Consider the following 17965-nt stretch of genomic DNA (forward strand, 5'->3'; position numbering starts at 1 on the left):
CTGGTGGGCGGATGGCGGTGGACGCGGTGGACTCGGTTTCACGGACGCACGACCCGGTGGTCACCACTCCGTACGGAGCGGTGCGCGGACGGTACGAGGACGGGATCGCCGTCTTCCGCGGCATCCCCTACGCGGCCCCGCCGTTCGGCGCCCGCCGCTTCCGGCCACCCGTCCCGCCCGAGACCTGGGACGGTGTGCGCGACGCGGGGGAGTTCGGGCCGACGCCGCCCAAGCCGCCCTACTCCGAGGCGTTCGCACGACTCCTCGCCGACCCCGTGGTCCCCGGCGACGACTGCCTCAACCTGAACGTCTGGACACCGGAACCCGGCCCCGGCGCCCGGCTGCCCGTCATGGTGTGGATCCACGGCGGCGCCCTGACCCGCGGCTCGTCGGCCGTGCCCGTCTACGACGGCCACGCCTTCGCCCGGGACGGTGTCGTCCTCGTCTCGATCAACTACCGGCTGGGTGTGGAGGGTTACGGCCTCTTCCCGGACGCGCCGCCCAACGCCGGGCTGCGCGACCAGCTCGCCGCCCTGGAATGGGTACGGGCGTCGATCGCGCGGTTCGGCGGCGACCCGGACCGGGTGACCGTGTTCGGTGAGTCGGCCGGGGCCATCAGCATCGGGGCGCTGCTGGCCAGTCCGCGCGCCCGGGGGCTGTTCCGGCGGGCCGTCCTGCAGAGCGGACCGCCGGAGGCGAGCGAGCGCGACAAGGTGCGCCGCATGGTGCGCAGGATGGCCACCCGGCTGAAGGTCCCGGCGACGGCGCGGGCGTTCGCCGCCGTGGACCGCGCACTGCTGCTGCGCACCCAGGCCGACGTGGCCAGGCTCAGCAGTCCGGTCCTCGGCGGGCCCGCCTTCGGGATCGTCGTCGACGGCGACGTCGTCCCGCGCGACCCGATGGAGGCGCTTGTCGCGGGCGGCGCGGGTGGCGCGGGTGGCGCGCCCGACGTCGAACTGCTGCTGGGGTGGACCAGCGAGGAGTACCGGCTGTGGCTGGCCCCGGGAGGTCTGCTGGAGCGCGTCGACCGGCTCGGTCCCGTCGCCCTGGCCGGCGCCATGGCCCGCTGCCGCTGCGGCCACGAGGTGCCCCGCGGCTATCGCGCGATCCACCCGGAGGCGGGCACCGCGGACCTCGTCGGGCAGATGGTCACCGACCATCTGTTGCGGGTGCCGCTGCACCGGCTCGCCGACGCCCGTCCACCGCGGACACCCGCGTACGTCTACGAGTTCGCCTGGCCCTCCAACGTGCCCGGCCTCGGCGCCTGCCACGCCCTGGAGCTCGGCTTCGTCTTCGACACCGTGAAGGTGCCCCAGGCGGCGCAGCTCGCGGGCCCGGGCGCCCCGCAGGAACTGGCCGACGCCATGCACGCGGCGTGGGTGCGGTTCGCGGTCGAGGGCGACCCGGGCTGGCAGGCCTGGGACGCCGCGCACCCGGTCCGGATCTTCGGCGCGGACGCACCGCACACCGTACTCGGACCGCGCGACCGTGAACTGGCGCTGTGGGAGGCCGAGTCGGGGCGGCCCGGTGCCCCGCTCAGCTCCCCGGAGTCCACCCCCTCGCCGCGCCCGCGCCGACCCCGCCGGGTCATGGCCGTCAGGCCGAGCTCGTGGCCACCTCTTCCGCCGAGAGCCGGGGGCGGGCGAGCGCGGCCTTGAGGCGCGCGGCGGCCGGGACCGGGTCGGCGGGCCGCCGCGTGTGCCAGTCGGTGACCGCCTGATACGCGGCGGCGACCTCCAGCAGCCGGTCCTCCTCGTAGGGCTGCCCGCCGAGGATCGCCCCCACCGGCACCCCGCCCGCGTCGAAGCCGATGGGGAAGGCGATCTCGGGCAGCCCCAGGATGTCGAAGGGGACGGGGCCGGTCTGCAGGAGCACGTCGCAGCGGTTCATGACCCCGTCCAGGACCTCCCGCAGCAGATGGTTCTTGGCACGCTGGGCAGTGATCCACTCGTCGCCCGAGAGCATCAGCCCCTGGAGCCAACTCAGCAGCGAGACACCGAACTTGGCCGGGTCCTCGCGCAGCCAGTGCCGGAACGGCTCGGTGCGCTCGGCGAGCCGGGCCGCGTTGAAGGTGCCGGTCAGGAGGGTCCAGTCGGCGGGGTAGGCGATGTCGACGAGGGTGACACCGGGGATCGAGTCCAGCTGGTTCAGGAGGGCGGTGCGCAGCTCCTTCTGGGCGGCCAGGAAGTCCGACGGCACCCCGATCCGGGTGGCCCGGCGCATCCGCAGGGCCCCGCCGCGCGACAGCACGGGCGTGGCGGCCCGTACGAGATCGGGCACGGCCGGAAGTCCCAGCGTGCGCGGGTCCTTCGCGTCGGGACCGGCCATGACCTGGAGCATGAGCGCCGCGTCCATGGCGTCGCGGGCGAGCGGGCCCGAGTGGTCGCGGGTGAAGGACAGCGGGATGACACCGTGGAGGGACACCCGGCCCATGGTCGGCTTCAGACCGGTCAGGTTCTGCTGGTTGGAGGGCAGCACGATGGAGCCGCCGGTCTGGGTGCCGATCGAGGACGCCGCCATGCGCCCGGCGACCGAACAGGCAGGCCCGGTCGAGGAGCCGCCCGGGTCGACGCCCGGGTCCCCGGGCGTCCACGCGTTGACCGTGGTCACCGTTCCGTTCGGCTTCGTCGCCCGGGTGGTGGCCAGCGGGCCCATCTGCCCCTTGCCGAGCACCATCGCGCCGGCCGCCTTCAGCCGGGCCACGGCCGTCGCGTCCTCGTCCGGCACGAAGTCCTCGAAGAGGGAGGAGTTGCAGCGCGTCGGCACGCCTCGGGTGAAGTAGTTGTCCTTGATGCAGAGCGGGATCCCGCGCAGTACGCCCCGGGCGCCCTGCCCCCGGTCCGCCTCGCGCGCCGCCGCGAGCGCCGTGTCCGCGGTCACCTCCGCGTACGCCTGATACGTCCCGTCGTACCGCTCGATCCGGTCGAGGTAGGCCTCGGTGAGGGTCGTCGAGGTCAGCTTCCCGCGCCGCATGAGCACGGCGGCCTCGGTGAGTGTGGCCTCGGTGGGGTCGTCGAGGGCCGCCTCGCGTACGTGGATGTCGGGGACACGGGGCGTCGTGGAGGCCTGCGCCGCGGTGGCCGTCCGCAAGGCGACCCCGCTCGCCACGGCCGTCGAACTCGCCAGGAACACCCGGCGGTTGAGGGATCTGCTCATCGGGCGTCCGCCTTCCCCGTCCAGGCCTCCGTGATGGAGGGGTAGATGAGGGGCGGCGAGACCTGCTGCGCGTACGCGGGGCCCGCGGCGGGCGGTGCCCAGCCGGATATCGCGCCGGGGGTGGAGGCCACGAACGACCGCAGGTTGGCCAGTACCTGGTCCCGTGTGGGCACCCCCGTCGCCGCGTCGAACACCTCGGGCAGCAGGGAGAGGTCGAACCCCGCGAGCGCGAGGCGGGTCCGTACGTAGGCGTCCAGTTGCTCGGTGGTGGGCTCGCTCAAGAGGGCCTCCATGATCGGCTGACGAGTACGGGGACTCCATCACCCGTCCGTGAAGCCCTCGTTGAGCGCGTGCTTCGCCGGAGTTACTGCACGGGCGTCAGCACCTGATCGCCGCACAGGTGCCGGCACCCGCTCACCGCACCGGCGTCAGCGCCCGGGTGATCCCCGTGATCGCTCCCGGTCCCACCCGGCAGCACCCCCCGATCAGCCGCGCCCCGCCCCGCCGCCAGCCGGTCACCTGCTCGGGAGTGAAGGTCGAGAGCCCGTTCCAGGCCCGCGCCTCGGCGTCCCAGACCTCGCCGCTGTTCGGGTACACCACCACCGGCTTCCCGGTCACGCGCGCCGCCGTCTCCACCGCGCCGTCCACGTCCTCGGGGGCGCAGCAGTTCACGCCGACCGCGATGATCTCGTCCGCTTCGGCGGCCAGGGCGAAGGCCTCCTCCAGGGGCTGCCCGGCCCGCGTACGGTCCCCGGCGACGGTGTACGACAGCCACGCCGGTACGGCCAGCCCGCGTACCGCCCGCAGCAGCGCCTCGGCCTCGTCGGCGTCGGGCACGGTCTCCAGCGCCAGTACGTCGGGCGCGGCGGCGGCCAGCACCTCCAGGCGCGGGCGGTGGAACCGCTCCAGCTCGGCGACGCTCAGCCCGTACCGGCCCCGGTACTCCGAACCGTCCGCGAGCATCGCCCCGTACGGGCCGACCGAAGCGGCCACCCACAGCGGCCGGGTCGCACCCTTCGCGTGCGCGCGACGGGCCGCCTCCCGCGCCAGCTCCACGCTGAGGCCGAGGAGTTCGGCCGCCCGCCCGTGGGGGATGCCGCGCTTCGCGAAGCCCTCGAAGGTGGCCTGGTAGCTGGAGGTGATCGCCACGTCCGCGCCCGCCTCGAAGTACGCGAGGTGCGCCTCGGTGATCGCCTCGGGCCGCTCGGCGAGCAGCCGCGCCGACCACAGCTCGTCGCTCAGGTCGTGCCCGGCCGACTCCAGCTGGTTGGACATGCCGCCGTCCAGGACGACCGTTCCGTCGGCGAGGGCGTCGGCGAGGGAGGGGGAGGAAGCGGAAGCGCTGTGGGAGGTGTCGCTGGTCATGTCACGACGCTAGTCGATGGGGACGGCCGCGCCCCGTTATGTCCGTCTGATGAGCAGAACGACCACGATGCGGAACGCGAGAGCCGGGCCTGTCCGGCCGGACAGGCCCTGGCCTGGGGGCATGCGTGAAGTCGATCAACTCGACACCGAAGGCGGGGAGATCCTCCGTGCCGAAGTGCGGGAGATCCTCGGGGCCCCGGCGGACCGGGCCGTTTTCGAACCCCTCGTCCACAACCTCAAGAACGGCGTCACGGGTGGCGTGTGGCGGGTCACCGTCGATGACCGTTCCGTCGTCCTGAAGGTGCTCACCCGGGGCAAGGACACCGGCGGCGCCTGGGACGCGTCCGACGACCCCAGGCACTGGAACTTCTGGCGCCGCGAGGCCCATGCGTACGAGTCCGGGCTCGCCCGGAGCCGGCAGCCGTGGGGCATCACCGCCCCCCGGCCGGGGTGCGCGAGGCGATGGTACGGCTGCGGCAGGACCGGGAGTGGTTCCTCGGGATCATGGAGTCCCTGCCGCGCGTCTTCAGTCACCTCGACCAGTGGCCCGCCAGCGTCGTGTCCCACGGACCGGACAGCGCGCTCATCGACTGGGCGTTCGCCGGGGACGGCGCGCTCGGCGAGGACCTCGGCAACTACATCCCCGACACCGTCAACTGGCCGACCTGAGCGGACTGTCGACACTGACGAACCTCACCCGCCTGCACCTCCGGGGGGAGTGAACGGCTCGCCTCCCTGCGGGACATCGCGTCACTCCGCCTCCTGAAAACGGTCGGCCTCCTCGACTGCCCGTCCCTGCGGGACTTCTCCGCGCTCGGTGACCTTCCGCTGCTCGAAGGGCTCACCATGAACGGGCTGGAGGAGCTCCGCGATCTGTCCCCACTCGGCCTCGTGGGCCACGACCGACTGGCTGATCTGTCGGGACCTCGGCGCGCTGACGGGACTGTCCGAACTCACGGAGATCAATCTGGGCCACTGCCGTGACCTGGAGGACTGCCGCCCCTGCTCGACATGCCGTCCCTGAAGCACGTCACCATGCCCTACCGCATGTGGTACAGCGAGTACCACGGAGATGCCCGACCCCGTCATGACGGAACTCGCGGAACGCGGGGTGACCGTCGTCCACCCATGACTCACCGGGAGGCCGCGTGCCGCCGTCCGCCGCGCCGCCGTGACCGCCCGCGCCGCACGATCGGCACGGCGAGCGCGGCCAGAAGCGGTGCGAGCAGCAGCGGCCACCACGAGTTCGCGTTCTCGCTGTCGCCGACGGCGGTGGAGTTCTTCACGGACGGAAGCCCGGACGTGGAAGAGGACGGGGCCGCCACGGTCCGATGGTTCGACACGGCCTTCAGAGTGACGTCGTTGCCGTCGCCCCCGCGATAGCTGATCCGGTACGTCGTGTCGGCGAGCGCGAGCGTGGCGCCCTCGCGCAGGCCGGAGAAGGCGCCGGTCGTCCTCGCCCGGCCGGTGTGGTCGAGCACCCTGATCTCGCGGGCGGGGTCGGTCCCGGCGGCCGACAGATCGAGGTCCCCGGCCAGCCGGACCGCGCCCGTCACCTTCAGGGGCCGGCCGCGCAGGACCAGCGTGCCCTTCGCGCCCTGGGTGTAGTCGCCGGTCACCGTGAGGGCGCCCGCGACCTCGCCGTCGTTGACGACCGCGCCCCCTACCGTGCCCTTGCCGCTGAGGGACGTGGACACCCGAAGTCCCGTCGCCCGCACGTCCAGCCGCGCGTCGGCCGAGGTGAGCCGGATCGCCTTGCTGTGCGCGAGCGTGGCGCCGGAGGCGAGGGCGAGTGTGCCCTTGGTGATGGTCGTCGGGCCCGTGTACGACACCTCGCCGCCCGTCAGGGTCGTCGTCGCGGCACCGGACTGGGTGAGCCCGCCGACGCCGTCAACACGGGACAGCGACACGGGAGTTGCGGTGTTGCGGACGATCAGTGTGCCGTCGTCGACGATCCGTCTGCGCTCGGTGCCGGTCATCAGCGAGCCGTCACCGCCCCGGGCGCCCGAGCCCAGCCGCAGCACGGCGCCCTTCTCGATGGTCGTCGACCCGTCGTAGTACTGCTGTGCCGCGAAGGTCACGTCGTTGCCGGGCGTCCCCTTGATCACGACGTCCCCGGCGCCGGGCGCGGCGAGTGTGTCGTGGTACCGGCCGCCGCCGATGGGCGCACCCAGGGTGACGGGACCGTCGTAGGCGAAGGTCAGCCGGGACCGGACGCCGCTCGCCATGTGCAGGTTGATGTAGACGGTGTCCTTCGTCCCCGGCATGAAGATCCTGTGGGTGGTCCCGTCGCCCCACTGGACGTCCGCACCCTCGATGTTGGTGCCACGCTTGTTCAACTGATGTGGAACGGGGTGCCAGTTGAGGCCCGGGTCGCTCAACGACGGGTCGGTGTCGCCGCCCTGGTCGCTGTAGCCGTACTGGCCGGTGAGTACGACCTTGCTGCCTGGCCGCGAGTGGACGTTGACGTCGCTGCCGTACGCGCGCTGGTAGAAGTTCTGGCGCAGGGTGATCGTCTGGTACAGCGGGGTGTCGATGATCCAGGAGCCCTGGTTGAGGACGGCGCGGGCGTTCGGGAGCGCCACCGGGTACTCGGGGCGGCCCACCGCCATGCCGGTGCCGTTGTCGATCACTCCGGAGAAGGGGTGGGTGCCGGCCAGGTCGAGGGTGCCCCACATGTTGCGCGGCTGGGTGACCAGGCCCGAGCCGCTGATGGTGCCGATGTTGAAGGTGCGGGTGAGGGAGAGGCGCAGGGTGCCGTCGACACGCACGTTGAGCTGGTTCAGCTGGTAGCCGGGCGTGTTGTAGGGGAAGTGGCCGATCAGACCGGTGCCGCCGCCCGTGCCGTACTGGAGGGTGGTGCCCCGCTCGACGGTGATCGCGGGCGGGTCGGGGTTGCTCACGGTGGTGTACGGGTGGTTGCCGCCCTGGGTGGTCACCTTCTGCCGCTGCCGGGCCGCCGGGAGGGTGAAGTCGCTGTCCTTGGTGAGGATCAGCGTGCCGCCGCCGCGCACGGTGAGGGTGCCCTGGCCGCGGAACACCCCGTCGTACGTCGTCGTGCCGGACGGCACGGTGACCACTGTGTCGCCGGTGAGCGTGACGTCCCGGTCCGCGAGGACGTCGGCGGTGGCGTCACGGCCGCCGGCGGCCGAGGCCGCCGCGCGAACGGAGCCAAAGGAGGGAGGCGCGGTGACCAGGAAGGCGACGGTCGCGAGGGCGCCAACGGCGGCTGCTGTCTTGCGGGAATGGCTGCGCACGTCATCGGAGACGTACGCGGACGGCGGCGATAACAGAAATCTCGCGTCCATCTTTGTCCCGCGCGACCCGTTGACCTTCCCGTAACACACCCTTACCTTTTCGACGTTCGTAATCACAGATGACGTACGAGATCTCGAACCCCCCACTTGTTTCCTGCCCTGCCCCCACCTTCGAGAGGCGTCAGATGAGACGTGTGTACGCAATCCTTGTCGCCTTGTGCTGTGCCCTCGCCGCGGCACTGGTGACCGCCGGACCGGCCCAGGCAGCCGCCCAGACCATCACCAACGGCACCCAGTTCACCGACACTTCGGGCAACGCCGTGCACGCGCACGGCGGTGGGGTCATCAAGGTCGGCAGCTACTACTACTGGTTCGGCGAGGACCGCAACGCCGACAACACCTTCCGGTACGTGGACGCCTACCGTTCCACGGACCTGAAGAACTGGGAGTTCCGCAACCACGTCCTGACCCAGTCCAGCGCCTCCGAGCTGGGCACCGCCTACATCGAGCGGCCCAAGGTCATCTACAACGCGTCCACCGGCAAGTTCGTCATGTGGATGCACAAGGAGAACGGCGTCGACTACAGCGAGGCGCGCGCCGCCGTCGCCGTCTCGGACACGGTCGACGGGAACTACACCTACCAGGGCAGCTTCCAGCCGCTCGGCCAGTACATGTCCCGGGACATCACGACCTTCGTCGACACGGACGGCACCGGTTACATGGTGTCGGCGGCCCGCGAGAACTACGACCTCCAGATCTACAAGCTCACCGCCGACTACACGGGCATCGACAGCCTGGTCGCCAACCCGTGGGTGGGCGGCCACCGCGAGGCACCGGCGCTGTTCAAGCGCAACGGCGTCTACTTCATGCTGACCTCGGCAGCCACCGGCTGGAACGCCAACCAGCAGCAGTACGCCACCGCGACCAGCATCGCCGGCCCCTGGACCGCGATGACCAACGTCGGCGACTCGACGACGTACAACTCGCAGACCGCGTACGTCCTTCCGGTGCAGGGGACTTCGGGCACCTCGTACCTCTACATGGGCGACCGCTGGGGCAACTCCTTCGGCGGCACCGTCAATGACTCGCGCTACGTCTGGCTGCCGTTGACCTTCCCGACCTCCACCTCGATGACCATGTCCTGGTACCCGGAGGTCTCGCTCGACACCACCGCCGGCACGATCGCCGGGACGAGCGCCACCTACAACACGCTCGTCGGGCGGTCCAGCGCCAAGTGCGCGGACGTTCCCAGCCAGTCGCTGTGGCAGGGTGTCGCGATCAGCCAGTACACCTGCAACAGCGGTACCAACCAGAAGTGGTGGTTCAAGGACCTGGGTACCGGCTACTACGAACTCATGGGCCGGGGCAGCTCCCTGTGCCTCCAGGAGAACACCGCCAGTGTCACCCAGGAGAACTGCACCGGCGCCACCACCCAGCAGTGGAGCCTGACCACGTCCGGCAGCTATGTGCTCGTCAAGGCCCGGGCGAGCGGCAAGTGCCTGGACGTGTCCGGCGCGTCCACCGCCAACTCCGCCGCGATCATCACGTACACCTGCAACGGAGGAACCAACCAGCAGTGGACACGCGGAACATGACATCAGTTCAGTAGATCCACGGCGTCGATGGAGGTACCCGCGCTGAGGAAGGACGTCGACCCCGAACCGCTCGCCACGTAGATCTTCAGCGTGTTGTACGCGCTCGTGTCCGTCAGCCAGGCGGACGCGGGAACGCTGTAGCTGAACGTGTAGTTGTTGCCCCGGTACGAGCCCACGGTCAGCGACCGGGTGCTCGGCTGGGTGGGCGGTGAGGGGACGGCCGAGGTCCAGGTGTCGTTGACCGTGATCTGCGGGCGGCCGTTCGCGTAGGCCGTGGTCACGCCGATGCGCAGGGTGTGCGCGGCGGCGGCCTGGGCGGCGGTCAGCTTGAAGTACACGATGATGCCGCTGTTGACGTCCTTCCACAGATAGCAGGGGAACGCCGAGGTCTCGCTGCCGCTGCCGACGACGACGTTGCCGGTCCAGGACGCGGCCCGTACGTCCGACGGATGCGCGTACGTCATCAGGTCCGCGTTCTTGAACCCGCCCGGCGTGCCGTCCCAGGTGCCGATCCGCCAGATCGCGCTCGCGTTGGACGGGTCGTTGGAGGAGGGGATCGCGATGCTGTTCAGCGTCGTGGTCCCGCCCGCCGTGACCGTCACCGACGTGGTGTACACGGCGAGTTCGCCCTTGAAGACCGTGAGGGTGTACGACCCCGGCAGCGCGCCCGCGATCGAGAAGTAGCCGTCCGAGGCCCGCGCCGAACCCCAGTACTGTGCGGCCGAGTTGGCGAGCCCGACCGTGTACGCGTACGCCGTGTCGCGCCCCGAGATGCCCACGCCCGCGACCCGGCCCCGCCCGCTCGCGGCCGTGTACCCGGAGATGCCGAGCGAGTCCGCCCAGGAGGTGGTGAGATTCCCCGCGTACAGCGAGGAGGAGGGCGCGCCGCCGTCCGTGAAGGCGATGACGTACGGACCCTGGAGGCCGAAGCGCTCCGACTCCGTCTGGTTCTCGCCGTAGTACAGGATCTCGTACAGACCGCCGCCGTCCGCGCTCTGGTGCCGCAGCAGGGAGCGGTAGAACGGACCGCCGGAGGCCTTTTCGTGGTTGCTGCGCACGATCCACAGGCCGACGCTTCCGGTCGTCCAGCCGATGTAGTTGTAGTCGATGACGCGGAGCTTCGCGTAGTGCTTCGAGCGGGTCTGGCCGTCGGACTTCGCGAAGACGTCCGCGGACTCGATGGTGGTGGGCGCGTACGTGTAGGAGTCCGGCTCGTCGTTGAGGAACAGGCCCGCCTTGACGCGCACGATGTAACGGGTGGCGCTGACCGATGTGTCGGCCTTGTTGGTCCACAGATAGACGTTGTTCTCGCCGCTGCGGGCCGCGTAGTAGTGCCTGAGCGTGCCGTACGCGACGGAGACGAGGATCGTCGAACCGGACTGCGCGATGGTCACGGTGGAGGTGCCCAGGCCGGACTCGACGTGCGAGTTCTTGCCGCCGTAGCCCTGGTACTCGGTGCCGCGGTAGACGAGCGAGGTCAGGTCGCCGTTGGTCTTGCTGACCTTGAAGACGAGGTTCGCGCCGGTGTCGATGACGTAGTTCGAGCCGTCGTCCGTGTAGCCGAAGCTCGCGGCGGCGGCCGTCCGGGTGAGGGCCGTCGCGCTCACGGCCGCCGCGGTCGTGCCGAGGACGAAGGTGCGGCGTCCGAGGGATCTGTCGGTGGATCCGGACATGGGGGTGCCTCCTTCGGAGGTGGGGGTGTGCGGGTGTCCGGAAGACTGACAGTTGAATCGATTTCGCGAAAGGGCTTTCGCTGCTTGGGAGTTGGCAATCATGTGAAAACGCGTCGAGTACTAGAAAGCGCTTGCGGAGAGCGGTACGGTCCTGCCGCCAGGTCTTGTCGTCCTGTTGGAGGAGCCGCAATGAGACGTTTCATCGCCGCCGCAGTGGCCGGGCTGGCCGCTGCCACCGCGCTGTCGGCCACGCCGGCGCAGGCGCACGGAGGGCCCCGCGCCCTCGGCCTGGAGAACTGCACCGCGACCGCCTGCCACTTCGACGTCGCGCCCGGCACGTACGACGTGCGCGTACGGCTCGGCGGGGAGGCCGCGGCGAGCACGAGCGTCAGCGGTGAGACGCGCCGCGCACTGCTGCCCGAGACCGCCACGGCGGCCGGGAAGCCCGTGACGCGCAGCTTCACGGTGAACGTGCGCACCCCCGAGGGCGAGCCGACCGGCCCCGACGGCACCCCCGGCCTGGACCTGGTGCTCGGCGGCTCCGCACCCGCGCTCGCCGACATCAAGGTGACCCCGGCCGTCCCGCACACCCGGCAGATCTTCCTGGTCGGCGACTCCACGGTCTGCGACCAGCCCGGCGACCCCTACTCCGGCTGGGGCCAGCAGCTGCCCCAGTACCTCCGCAAGGGCGTCTCGGTCGCCAACTACGCGGATTCCGGGGAGAGTACGGTCACATACCTCGAGAACCCCGCGCTCTTCCCGACCGTCCAGCCGCTCATCCGGCGCCACGACCTGGTCCTCATCCAGCTCGCCCACAACGACAAGACGACGGACGAGCCGACGTACCGCGCGAACCTGGAGACCCTGGTCGCCGGGGTCCGCGCGCGGGGCGGCGACCCGGTCCTGGTCACCCCCATCGTCCGCCGCTGGTTCAACGCGGACGGCACCCTGAACAACGACACCGCGCTGCTGGTCAACGGCCTCGGTGTGAACCATCCGGCCGTCATCCGCTCGGTCGCCGCCGCCGAGCACGTGCCCCTCATCGACCTGACGGCCAGGACCAAGGCCCTCGTCGAGTCGCTGGGCGTCGAGGGCTCCAAGGCCATCTACCTCTACAACGAGAAGCGGGACAACACGCACACCTCCGTGCACGGCGCCACGGTCTACGCGGGCCTCGTCCGCGACGAACTCCTCGCCCAGCATCTGGTGCCAGAGCGCCAGGTGAGGGTGGGATGAACTCCTGGGGCGTCCCGTCCGGAACCGGGGCGCCCCAGGTACCACCCGACCGAGTCGCCGAACCACGGAGCGCCACTGATGCCCGACGAGGACCGCACCCTCAGCCCGTACACCGGCTACAGCCGCGCCCACTGGGAGGCGGCGGCCGACTCCCTGCTCGCCGCGGTCGCCCCGTACGCGACCGAGAACGGTGCCCTCTACCACCTCCCCGGTGAGCACACGAGCTGGTCGGGCCGGCTCTCCGACGGCCTGGAGGGCTACGCCCGCACCCTGCTCCTGGCCGCCTTCCGCCGCGACGAGAAGGCCCTGGAGCGCTACGCCGACGGACTCGCCGCCGGTACGGCCGGTGTCTGGCCGCGCGTCGAGGACCGTAGCCAGCCCCTCGTCGAGGCCGCGTCGATCGCCCTCGCGCTGCGGCTCACCCGGCCGCTGCTGTGGGACCGCCTGGACGACGGTGTGCGGCAGCGGGCCGCGGCCTGGCTCGGCGACGCGCTCACGGCCGAACCCTGGGCCTGCAACTGGGAGTTGTTCCCGGTGACGGTCGGCGGCTTCCTGGCGGAGATCGGCCACGAGCCCGAGGCGTCGCGGGCCGCGATCGACCGGGGCCTGGAGCGGATCGAGGAGTGGTATGTCGGCGACGGCTGGTACACCGACGGGCCCGGCCGCGCCTTCGACTACTACAACGGCTGGGCGATGCACCTGTACCCGGTGCTGCACGCCTGGCTCGCGGACGACACCCGGCTTCTCGACCTGTACGGCGGCCGGCTCTCCCGCCATCTCGCCGACTACGCCCGGCTGTTCGGCGGCGACGGCGCCCCGATGCGCCAGGGCCGCTCCCTCACCTACCGCTTCGCGACGACCGCCCCGCTGTGGCTCGGCGCCCTCACCGGCCGTACGCCGCTGTCGCCGGGCGAGACCCGACGCCTGGCGTCCGGCGCGCTGCGTCACTTCCTCGACCGGGGCGCGGCCGACGACCGTGGCCTGCTCACCCTCGGCTGGCACGGCCCCGACGAGACGGTCCTCCAGGGCTATTCGGGCCCGGCCTCCCCGTACTGGGCGAGCAAGGCCTTCGTCGGCCTGCTCCTCCCACCGGACCACGAGGTGTGGACGGCGCGGGAGGAGGCGGGCCCGACCGACCGCGCCGACGCCGTCACCCCCGTCGGACCGCCCAACTGGCTGCTCCAGAGCACGACTTCGGACGGCCTGGTCCGACTCCACAACCACGGCAGCGAGGACGTCCGCTACGACCCCTACTACACGCGGCTCGCGTACTCGACCGCGACCGCGCCCTCGGCGTCGTACGACAACAGCGTGATCGTCGGTGACGATGCGAGCCGGACGGACATCGAACCACTGGGCGCGGGGGATGGCTGGGTGGCGTCCCGGCACACGGCGGGTGGGGGAGCGCGGGTGGTGAACCTGGTCGTCGCGCGGGGAGCGGTGGAGGTGCGGGCCCACCTGGTGGCGGGAGCGGACCCGGGGACGGCGGTGCGCGTCACGGGGTGGCCCGAGGACGACGGCGTGCATGCCGAACTCCTCCCCGTACACAACCTGCTGGACTCCGCCGGTGTCACGGGCCCCGGCGCCACCCTCTTCGTCGCCCTCGCCCGGCTCACCGGCGAGCCGGACCCCCTGCCCCTCACGGAATCGGTGTCCGTGGACGTGGAGGGGGAGGAGCAGGGGGAGTACGACGTCCGCGTGAGCTGGCCCTCGGGCCCCTCGACGCGCTTCCGGTTCAGGGCTTCAGACGGGCGACCTTCAGCGTCGTCGTGGTCGGTGAAGCCCCGGTGAGCGCGCTCGCGTAGGACGGGGTGACGGGGGCGTACGCCCAGGTCAGTGAGCCGTCCTTGAGGGTCGCGATATCACCGGAGATACGCGCCTGGACGACCTTGTCCGGCGTCTTGAGGGCGCCGTTCCAGTCGACCAGGCGCAGGTGGGTGCCGGTGAACGTGCCCGTGCAGGTGCCGGACGAGCACTTGGCGTTCTTCAGGGACTCCCAGGAGACGAGGAGCCGGTCCTTGCCGTACGGGGCTATGTGGACGTTGACGTTCTCGGTGCCGGCGGCGCTGGTGAGGTAGACCGGCTTGCCCGCCGGGGTGTTGCGGTTCTTGAGGAAGGCGACCGCCACCTGGTGGGTCGACGTCTTCGGCTTCACCGTCCAGCCGCGCCCGCTCGCGTCGGCCGGGTTCTTGGCGGCCGAGGCGGCGCCCCGGGAGGCGAAGGCGGTGGCGTACCGGCCCGTCGAGGACTTCACCAGATCGCCGGTGCGGCCCGCGAACGTGCCGCCGCAGTAGCCCGCCCAGCACTGCTCGCGCTGCACGGCGGGCGCGTTGTCCGGGGCACCGATGCCCGTCGAGACGAACAGGCCCGAGCGCCAGTCGTCGAAGCACAGGGAGGTGAACGCGCCGGTCGTCTCGGCGTGCAGCGCGATGCCCTCGTTGTGGCTGCACCCCCAGCTCCAGCCGCCCGTCAGCTTCGCGCCCTTGGCGCTGACGTAGCTCAGCTTGTCGCCGAAGTGGCCGTCCGCGAAGCCGCCCGCGCCGTGCACGACGAAGTACGTGCCGTACTTGGTGCCGTTCCAGGTGAGCTGGCCGTCCAGCAGCGGGGCCGTGTCGTGCGAGGCGGTTCCCGTGAGCTTCGTACGGAAGGCCTGGGTGCCGTTCTTGTAGCGGATGAGGGCCGCCGCCGTCTCCTTCCACTTGTTGGTGTCGAAGACGCGGGTCAGCAGCGCGAAGCCGTCGTTGTGCGCGACGAGGCCGCCGACCTCCTTGGCGCCCTTGACGACCGTGTCGGCGCCGGAGCGCTTCCCGGCGGCCGTCAGCGGGGTGACGTGGACGCCGTCGGACGCGGGCCAGGCCACGCGGAGGGTGCCGTTCGGGGCGACGGCGGTCGTGGTGCGCGTCCACTCGCGGGTGTTGTTGTACCCCGCGGACAGGTACGGGAACTTGGCGGCCAGGTTCACCGTGGTGCTCGTGACGGCCGCGAGCCGCGGGGCGGCGGCCGTCGTGGTCGTCGTCGGCGTGGCGGTCGCGTACCAGGCACCGGCCAGGACACCGACGGCCCCGAGTCCGGCCGCCAGCGGCTTACGGGCCACGTGGCGGCGGCGGTGCGATGTGGTGGGTCTTGCGTTGGTCATGCCGGGTGGTCGCCGCCGCACGGCGAAAGGTTGCCGCGTTTCTCGGCGCGCGGTGGACGGATACGGTTCGGCGGGCGCCGAAGGATCGCGCGTCTAGCGTTCGCGGTATGGACAACTCCTCACCCCGGAAACCGGCCGAAGGCGTCGTCGCCCTGGTGGACCACGTCCTCGATCTGGCGGCGACCTGGACCGCCTGGGACGGCAGGCCCACCCATGTCGACGACCGTGTCTACACCCCGCACAAGGCGATCCGCCGTGTCGCCGACCATCTCCTCGACCACCTGGCCGAGCTGGAGGCCCGGCTCGTGGGCGAGGAGCCACTGCCCGACCACTGGCACGCGTCGGCGAGCACGACGCAGGCGGACCTCGCACCCTTCACCCGCAAGGACCTGGACGAGGCGCGCAGTCGGCTCACCCGTCTCGCCCGTATCTGGGCGAACCGGCTCGACACGCTGACCGAGGACCAGCTCGACGACTCCCCGGGAGAGGGGTGGAGCTTCCGTCAACTGGCCGAACACCTCAAGGGATCGACGTACTACGCCGATGCTGTCGGCAAGCTGACGTGATCGCCCGCCGCTCCCGCATCGGAAGGCCGACATGACTCCCTTCGCCGCGCTCCACCACGCCGACGCGCCCCTCCTGCCGCCCAACGCCTGGGACCACGCCTCGGCCGCGCTCCTTGCCGCTCAGGGCTTCGCGGCGATCGGCAGGACGAGCCTTGGTGTCGCCGCGGCGGCCGGACTGCCGGACGGGGCCGCGGCGACCCGGGACCTGACCGTGCGGCTCGCCCGGCAGCTCGGGGGCGCCCCCTACCTGCTGTCCGTCGATGCCGAGGACGGATACAGCCAAGACCCGTCCGAAGTCGCCGAGTTGGCCCGCGAACTGGCCGCCGCCGGAGCCGTCGGCATCAATCTGGAAGACGGCCTCGGCCCCGCCGACCTCCACGCGGCGAAGATCGCGGCGGTCAAGGCGGCCGTACCGGACCTCTTCGTCAACGCCCGCACCGACACCCATTGGCTCGGCGACGGCGCGGACGAGCGGGAGACCGTCCGCCGTCTCGACGCCTACCAACAGGCGGGCGCCGACGGCGTGTTCGTGCCCGGACTGACCGACCCGGACCGCGTCACCGCCCTGCTCAAGACCCTCGACGTACCGCTGAACATCCTCTACTCACCCGCGGGCCCGCCCGTCTCCCACCTCGCCGCCCTCGGCGTACGCAGGATCAGCCTGGGTTCGTACCTCTACCGGCGGGCCCTGGGCGCGGCGCTGGACGCGATGGCGGACGTCCGCTCCGGCCGCCCGCCGCGGGGCACCGCGCCGACGTACGACGAGGTGCAGGCACTCAGCGCGCAGGGTTCCACGGGGAAGGACCGCCGCGGCACCTCCTAGGCCTGCTTCAGCTTCTTGACCTGCGCGGAGACCAGAGCCTCCGGCACGTCGGCCGAGGAGCCGGTGCCGCTCGCGGTGTGGAAGAGAACGACCGTGGCGCCGCTGCGCACGATCACGACGGCGGTCTTGGCGGTGGTGCGGGCGGGGGCGGCGGTGCGCGTGTTCTCCAGCGGTCGGCAGGCGGTGGGCCGGGCGGTGGCGCCCCCGTCGGGCTTCGCGGGGAACGCGGTGATCTGGAAGCCGTCCACCTCGGTGCCCGACAGTGCGGCGGACTTCAGCAGGGCCGCTCCGAGCGGGTCGTCGGGAGCCTCGGAGGTCGGTGCGGACGCGGACTCCGGGGCGGACGGAGCCGTCGATGCGGGCACGGACGCCGATAATGACGCGATTTCTCAACAGAGCGGTTCCGATGGCGTGTTCGTCCCGGGGCGCCGCCCGCGGGCCGCCCGAGTCGTGAGCGCGCGTGGTCGGGCTTACGGTGGATTTGTACGAGGAGGCGTTGTCATGCCCCTCACCCGAGCGGCGAAAGAGGCCGCGGGCTGGTGACGGCCAAGGGCGGGGAGGGTGCCGTCACGTTCCTCGCGTCGCGTCGCACGCGATGTCGGGGAGCTGCCGACCGCCCCTGACGAAAGGGAATCCCGTGCGAACCAAGAGCAATCGAATACGTCGTGTCTGCGTTGCCGCGTGTGCGGCCCCTCTGCTGGTGCTCACCGGAGCGGCCGCCGCAGGCGCCGCGGCGACGGCCACCGTGCCCGCCGCCCCGCCGCGCGCCCTGCAGACCTCGCCCGGCGAGGTCCTGCAACTGGTCAACGCCGAACGCGATAAGGTCAACTGCCCCGCCCTCCATGAGAACGCGCAGCTGACCCACGCCGCCAAGGTCTTCGCGGACGACGCCGCCAAGAACAACATCACAACGCACACTGGCTCCGACGGCTCCTCGCCCCAACAGCGCATCAAGGACGCCGGCTACAACGCGGGGCCGTCAGCGGAGAACATGTCCTGGGGAGACACCAGCGCCAAGCAGGTCGTCGACCGCTGGATGACCAGCGGCAAGGGCCACAAGGACAACATCCTCAACTGCTCGTTCAAGGACACCGGCGTTGCCGTCAGCGGAAAGTACACAGTGCAGCTCTTCGCGGCGCCTGGTTGATCCCTCCCTCT

Annotated in this window: 16 protein-coding genes; 8 read left to right on the forward strand and 8 right to left on the reverse strand. The window is 71.4% G+C overall.

Annotation, left to right across the window (positions count from 1 at the left end; translation table 11 throughout):
- Positions 1-11 precede the first annotated feature (11 nt).
- A complete protein-coding gene (locus ACFZDJ_RS33485) occupies positions 12-1658 on the forward strand; it encodes a carboxylesterase family protein (protein WP_391064416.1) in 1647 nt (548 codons plus the stop codon).
- Here the strand turns inward: ACFZDJ_RS33485 and ACFZDJ_RS33490 are convergent.
- The 3 genes from ACFZDJ_RS33490 to mmuM all read right to left on the reverse strand — a co-directional run bounded on the left by ACFZDJ_RS33490 (position 1597) and on the right by mmuM (position 4521).
- Positions 1597-3156 carry an amidase family protein gene (locus ACFZDJ_RS33490; RefSeq protein WP_391064417.1) on the reverse strand — a complete coding sequence of 520 codons (1560 nt, stop codon included), beginning with the start codon at positions 3154-3156 and terminating at the stop codon, positions 1597-1599. The two genes, ACFZDJ_RS33485 and ACFZDJ_RS33490, sit on opposite strands and share 62 nt — an antisense overlap.
- The gene (locus ACFZDJ_RS33495) at positions 3153-3437 is read right to left on the reverse strand and encodes a hypothetical protein (protein WP_391064419.1); all 285 of its coding nucleotides are present in this window, start codon (positions 3435-3437) and stop codon (positions 3153-3155) included. Before ACFZDJ_RS33495 ends, ACFZDJ_RS33490 begins: the two co-directional genes overlap by 4 nt.
- Before the next feature lie 133 nt (positions 3438-3570).
- Entirely contained in the window at positions 3571-4521 is a 951-nt protein-coding gene (gene mmuM, locus ACFZDJ_RS33500) for a homocysteine S-methyltransferase (protein ID WP_391064422.1), read from the reverse strand.
- Between the two features lie 423 nt (positions 4522-4944).
- Here mmuM and ACFZDJ_RS33505 point away from each other — a divergent pair, with 423 nt between their 5' ends.
- On the forward strand, positions 4945-5190 hold the full coding sequence (locus ACFZDJ_RS33505; RefSeq protein WP_391064425.1) for a hypothetical protein: 246 nt from the start codon (positions 4945-4947) through the stop codon (positions 5188-5190).
- A gap of 81 nt (positions 5191-5271) precedes the next feature.
- On the opposite strand, the gene ACFZDJ_RS33510 is transcribed toward ACFZDJ_RS33505, so the two are convergent.
- Together ACFZDJ_RS33510 and ACFZDJ_RS33515 are read right to left on the reverse strand one after the other, a co-directional pair.
- Positions 5272-5478, reverse strand: coding sequence for a hypothetical protein (locus ACFZDJ_RS33510; RefSeq protein ID WP_391064427.1), 207 nt, complete (start codon positions 5476-5478; stop codon positions 5272-5274).
- A gap of 176 nt (positions 5479-5654) precedes the next feature.
- A complete protein-coding gene (locus ACFZDJ_RS33515) occupies positions 5655-7778 on the reverse strand; it encodes an autotransporter (protein ID WP_391064430.1) in 2124 nt (707 codons plus the stop codon).
- A gap of 185 nt (positions 7779-7963) precedes the next feature.
- Between ACFZDJ_RS33515 and ACFZDJ_RS33520 the strand changes: the two genes are divergently transcribed.
- Complete coding sequence (locus tag ACFZDJ_RS33520; protein ID WP_391064433.1) at positions 7964-9373, forward strand: RICIN domain-containing protein; 1410 nt, start codon at positions 7964-7966, stop codon at positions 9371-9373.
- Positions 9374-9375: 2 nt separating this feature from the next.
- Here the strand turns inward: ACFZDJ_RS33520 and ACFZDJ_RS33525 are convergent, their stop codons facing one another.
- Positions 9376-11046, reverse strand: coding sequence for a rhamnogalacturonan lyase B N-terminal domain-containing protein (locus ACFZDJ_RS33525; protein ID WP_391064436.1), 1671 nt, complete (start codon positions 11044-11046; stop codon positions 9376-9378).
- 189 nt (positions 11047-11235) lie between these two features.
- Between ACFZDJ_RS33525 and ACFZDJ_RS33530 the strand changes: the two genes are divergently transcribed.
- Positions 11236-12282, forward strand: coding sequence for a GDSL-type esterase/lipase family protein (locus ACFZDJ_RS33530; RefSeq protein WP_391064439.1), 1047 nt, complete (start codon positions 11236-11238; stop codon positions 12280-12282).
- 78 nt (positions 12283-12360) lie between these two features.
- Positions 12361-14073 (forward strand): DUF2264 domain-containing protein, encoded by a 1713-nt coding sequence (locus ACFZDJ_RS33535; RefSeq protein WP_391064442.1) that lies wholly within the window; start codon positions 12361-12363, stop codon positions 14071-14073.
- On the opposite strand, the gene ACFZDJ_RS33540 is transcribed toward ACFZDJ_RS33535, so the two are convergent.
- On the reverse strand, positions 14018-15418 hold the full coding sequence (locus ACFZDJ_RS33540; RefSeq protein ID WP_391064445.1) for a hypothetical protein: 1401 nt from the start codon (positions 15416-15418) through the stop codon (positions 14018-14020). The two genes, ACFZDJ_RS33535 and ACFZDJ_RS33540, sit on opposite strands and share 56 nt — an antisense overlap.
- Before the next feature lie 107 nt (positions 15419-15525).
- Between ACFZDJ_RS33540 and ACFZDJ_RS33545 the strand changes: the two genes are divergently transcribed.
- Positions 15526-15984: a hypothetical protein gene (locus tag ACFZDJ_RS33545; RefSeq protein WP_391064448.1), complete on the forward strand. Its 459-nt coding sequence runs from the start codon at positions 15526-15528 to the stop codon at positions 15982-15984.
- A gap of 31 nt (positions 15985-16015) precedes the next feature.
- Complete coding sequence (locus ACFZDJ_RS33550; RefSeq protein ID WP_391064451.1) at positions 16016-16807, forward strand: isocitrate lyase/phosphoenolpyruvate mutase family protein; 792 nt, start codon at positions 16016-16018, stop codon at positions 16805-16807.
- Here ACFZDJ_RS33550 and ACFZDJ_RS33555 read toward each other — a convergent pair.
- Positions 16804-17172, reverse strand: coding sequence for a hypothetical protein (locus ACFZDJ_RS33555; RefSeq protein WP_391064453.1), 369 nt, complete (start codon positions 17170-17172; stop codon positions 16804-16806). The genes ACFZDJ_RS33550 and ACFZDJ_RS33555 overlap by 4 nt on opposite strands.
- A gap of 272 nt (positions 17173-17444) precedes the next feature.
- Here ACFZDJ_RS33555 and ACFZDJ_RS33560 point away from each other — a divergent pair, with 272 nt between their 5' ends.
- Positions 17445-17954: a CAP domain-containing protein gene (locus tag ACFZDJ_RS33560; RefSeq protein ID WP_391064456.1), complete on the forward strand. Its 510-nt coding sequence runs from the start codon at positions 17445-17447 to the stop codon at positions 17952-17954.
- Positions 17955-17965: the final 11 nt, after the last annotated feature.

It is taken from the genome of Streptomyces sp. NPDC007896 (genome assembly GCF_042959425.1).
Lineage (GTDB): Bacteria > Actinomycetota > Actinomycetes > Streptomycetales > Streptomycetaceae > Streptomyces.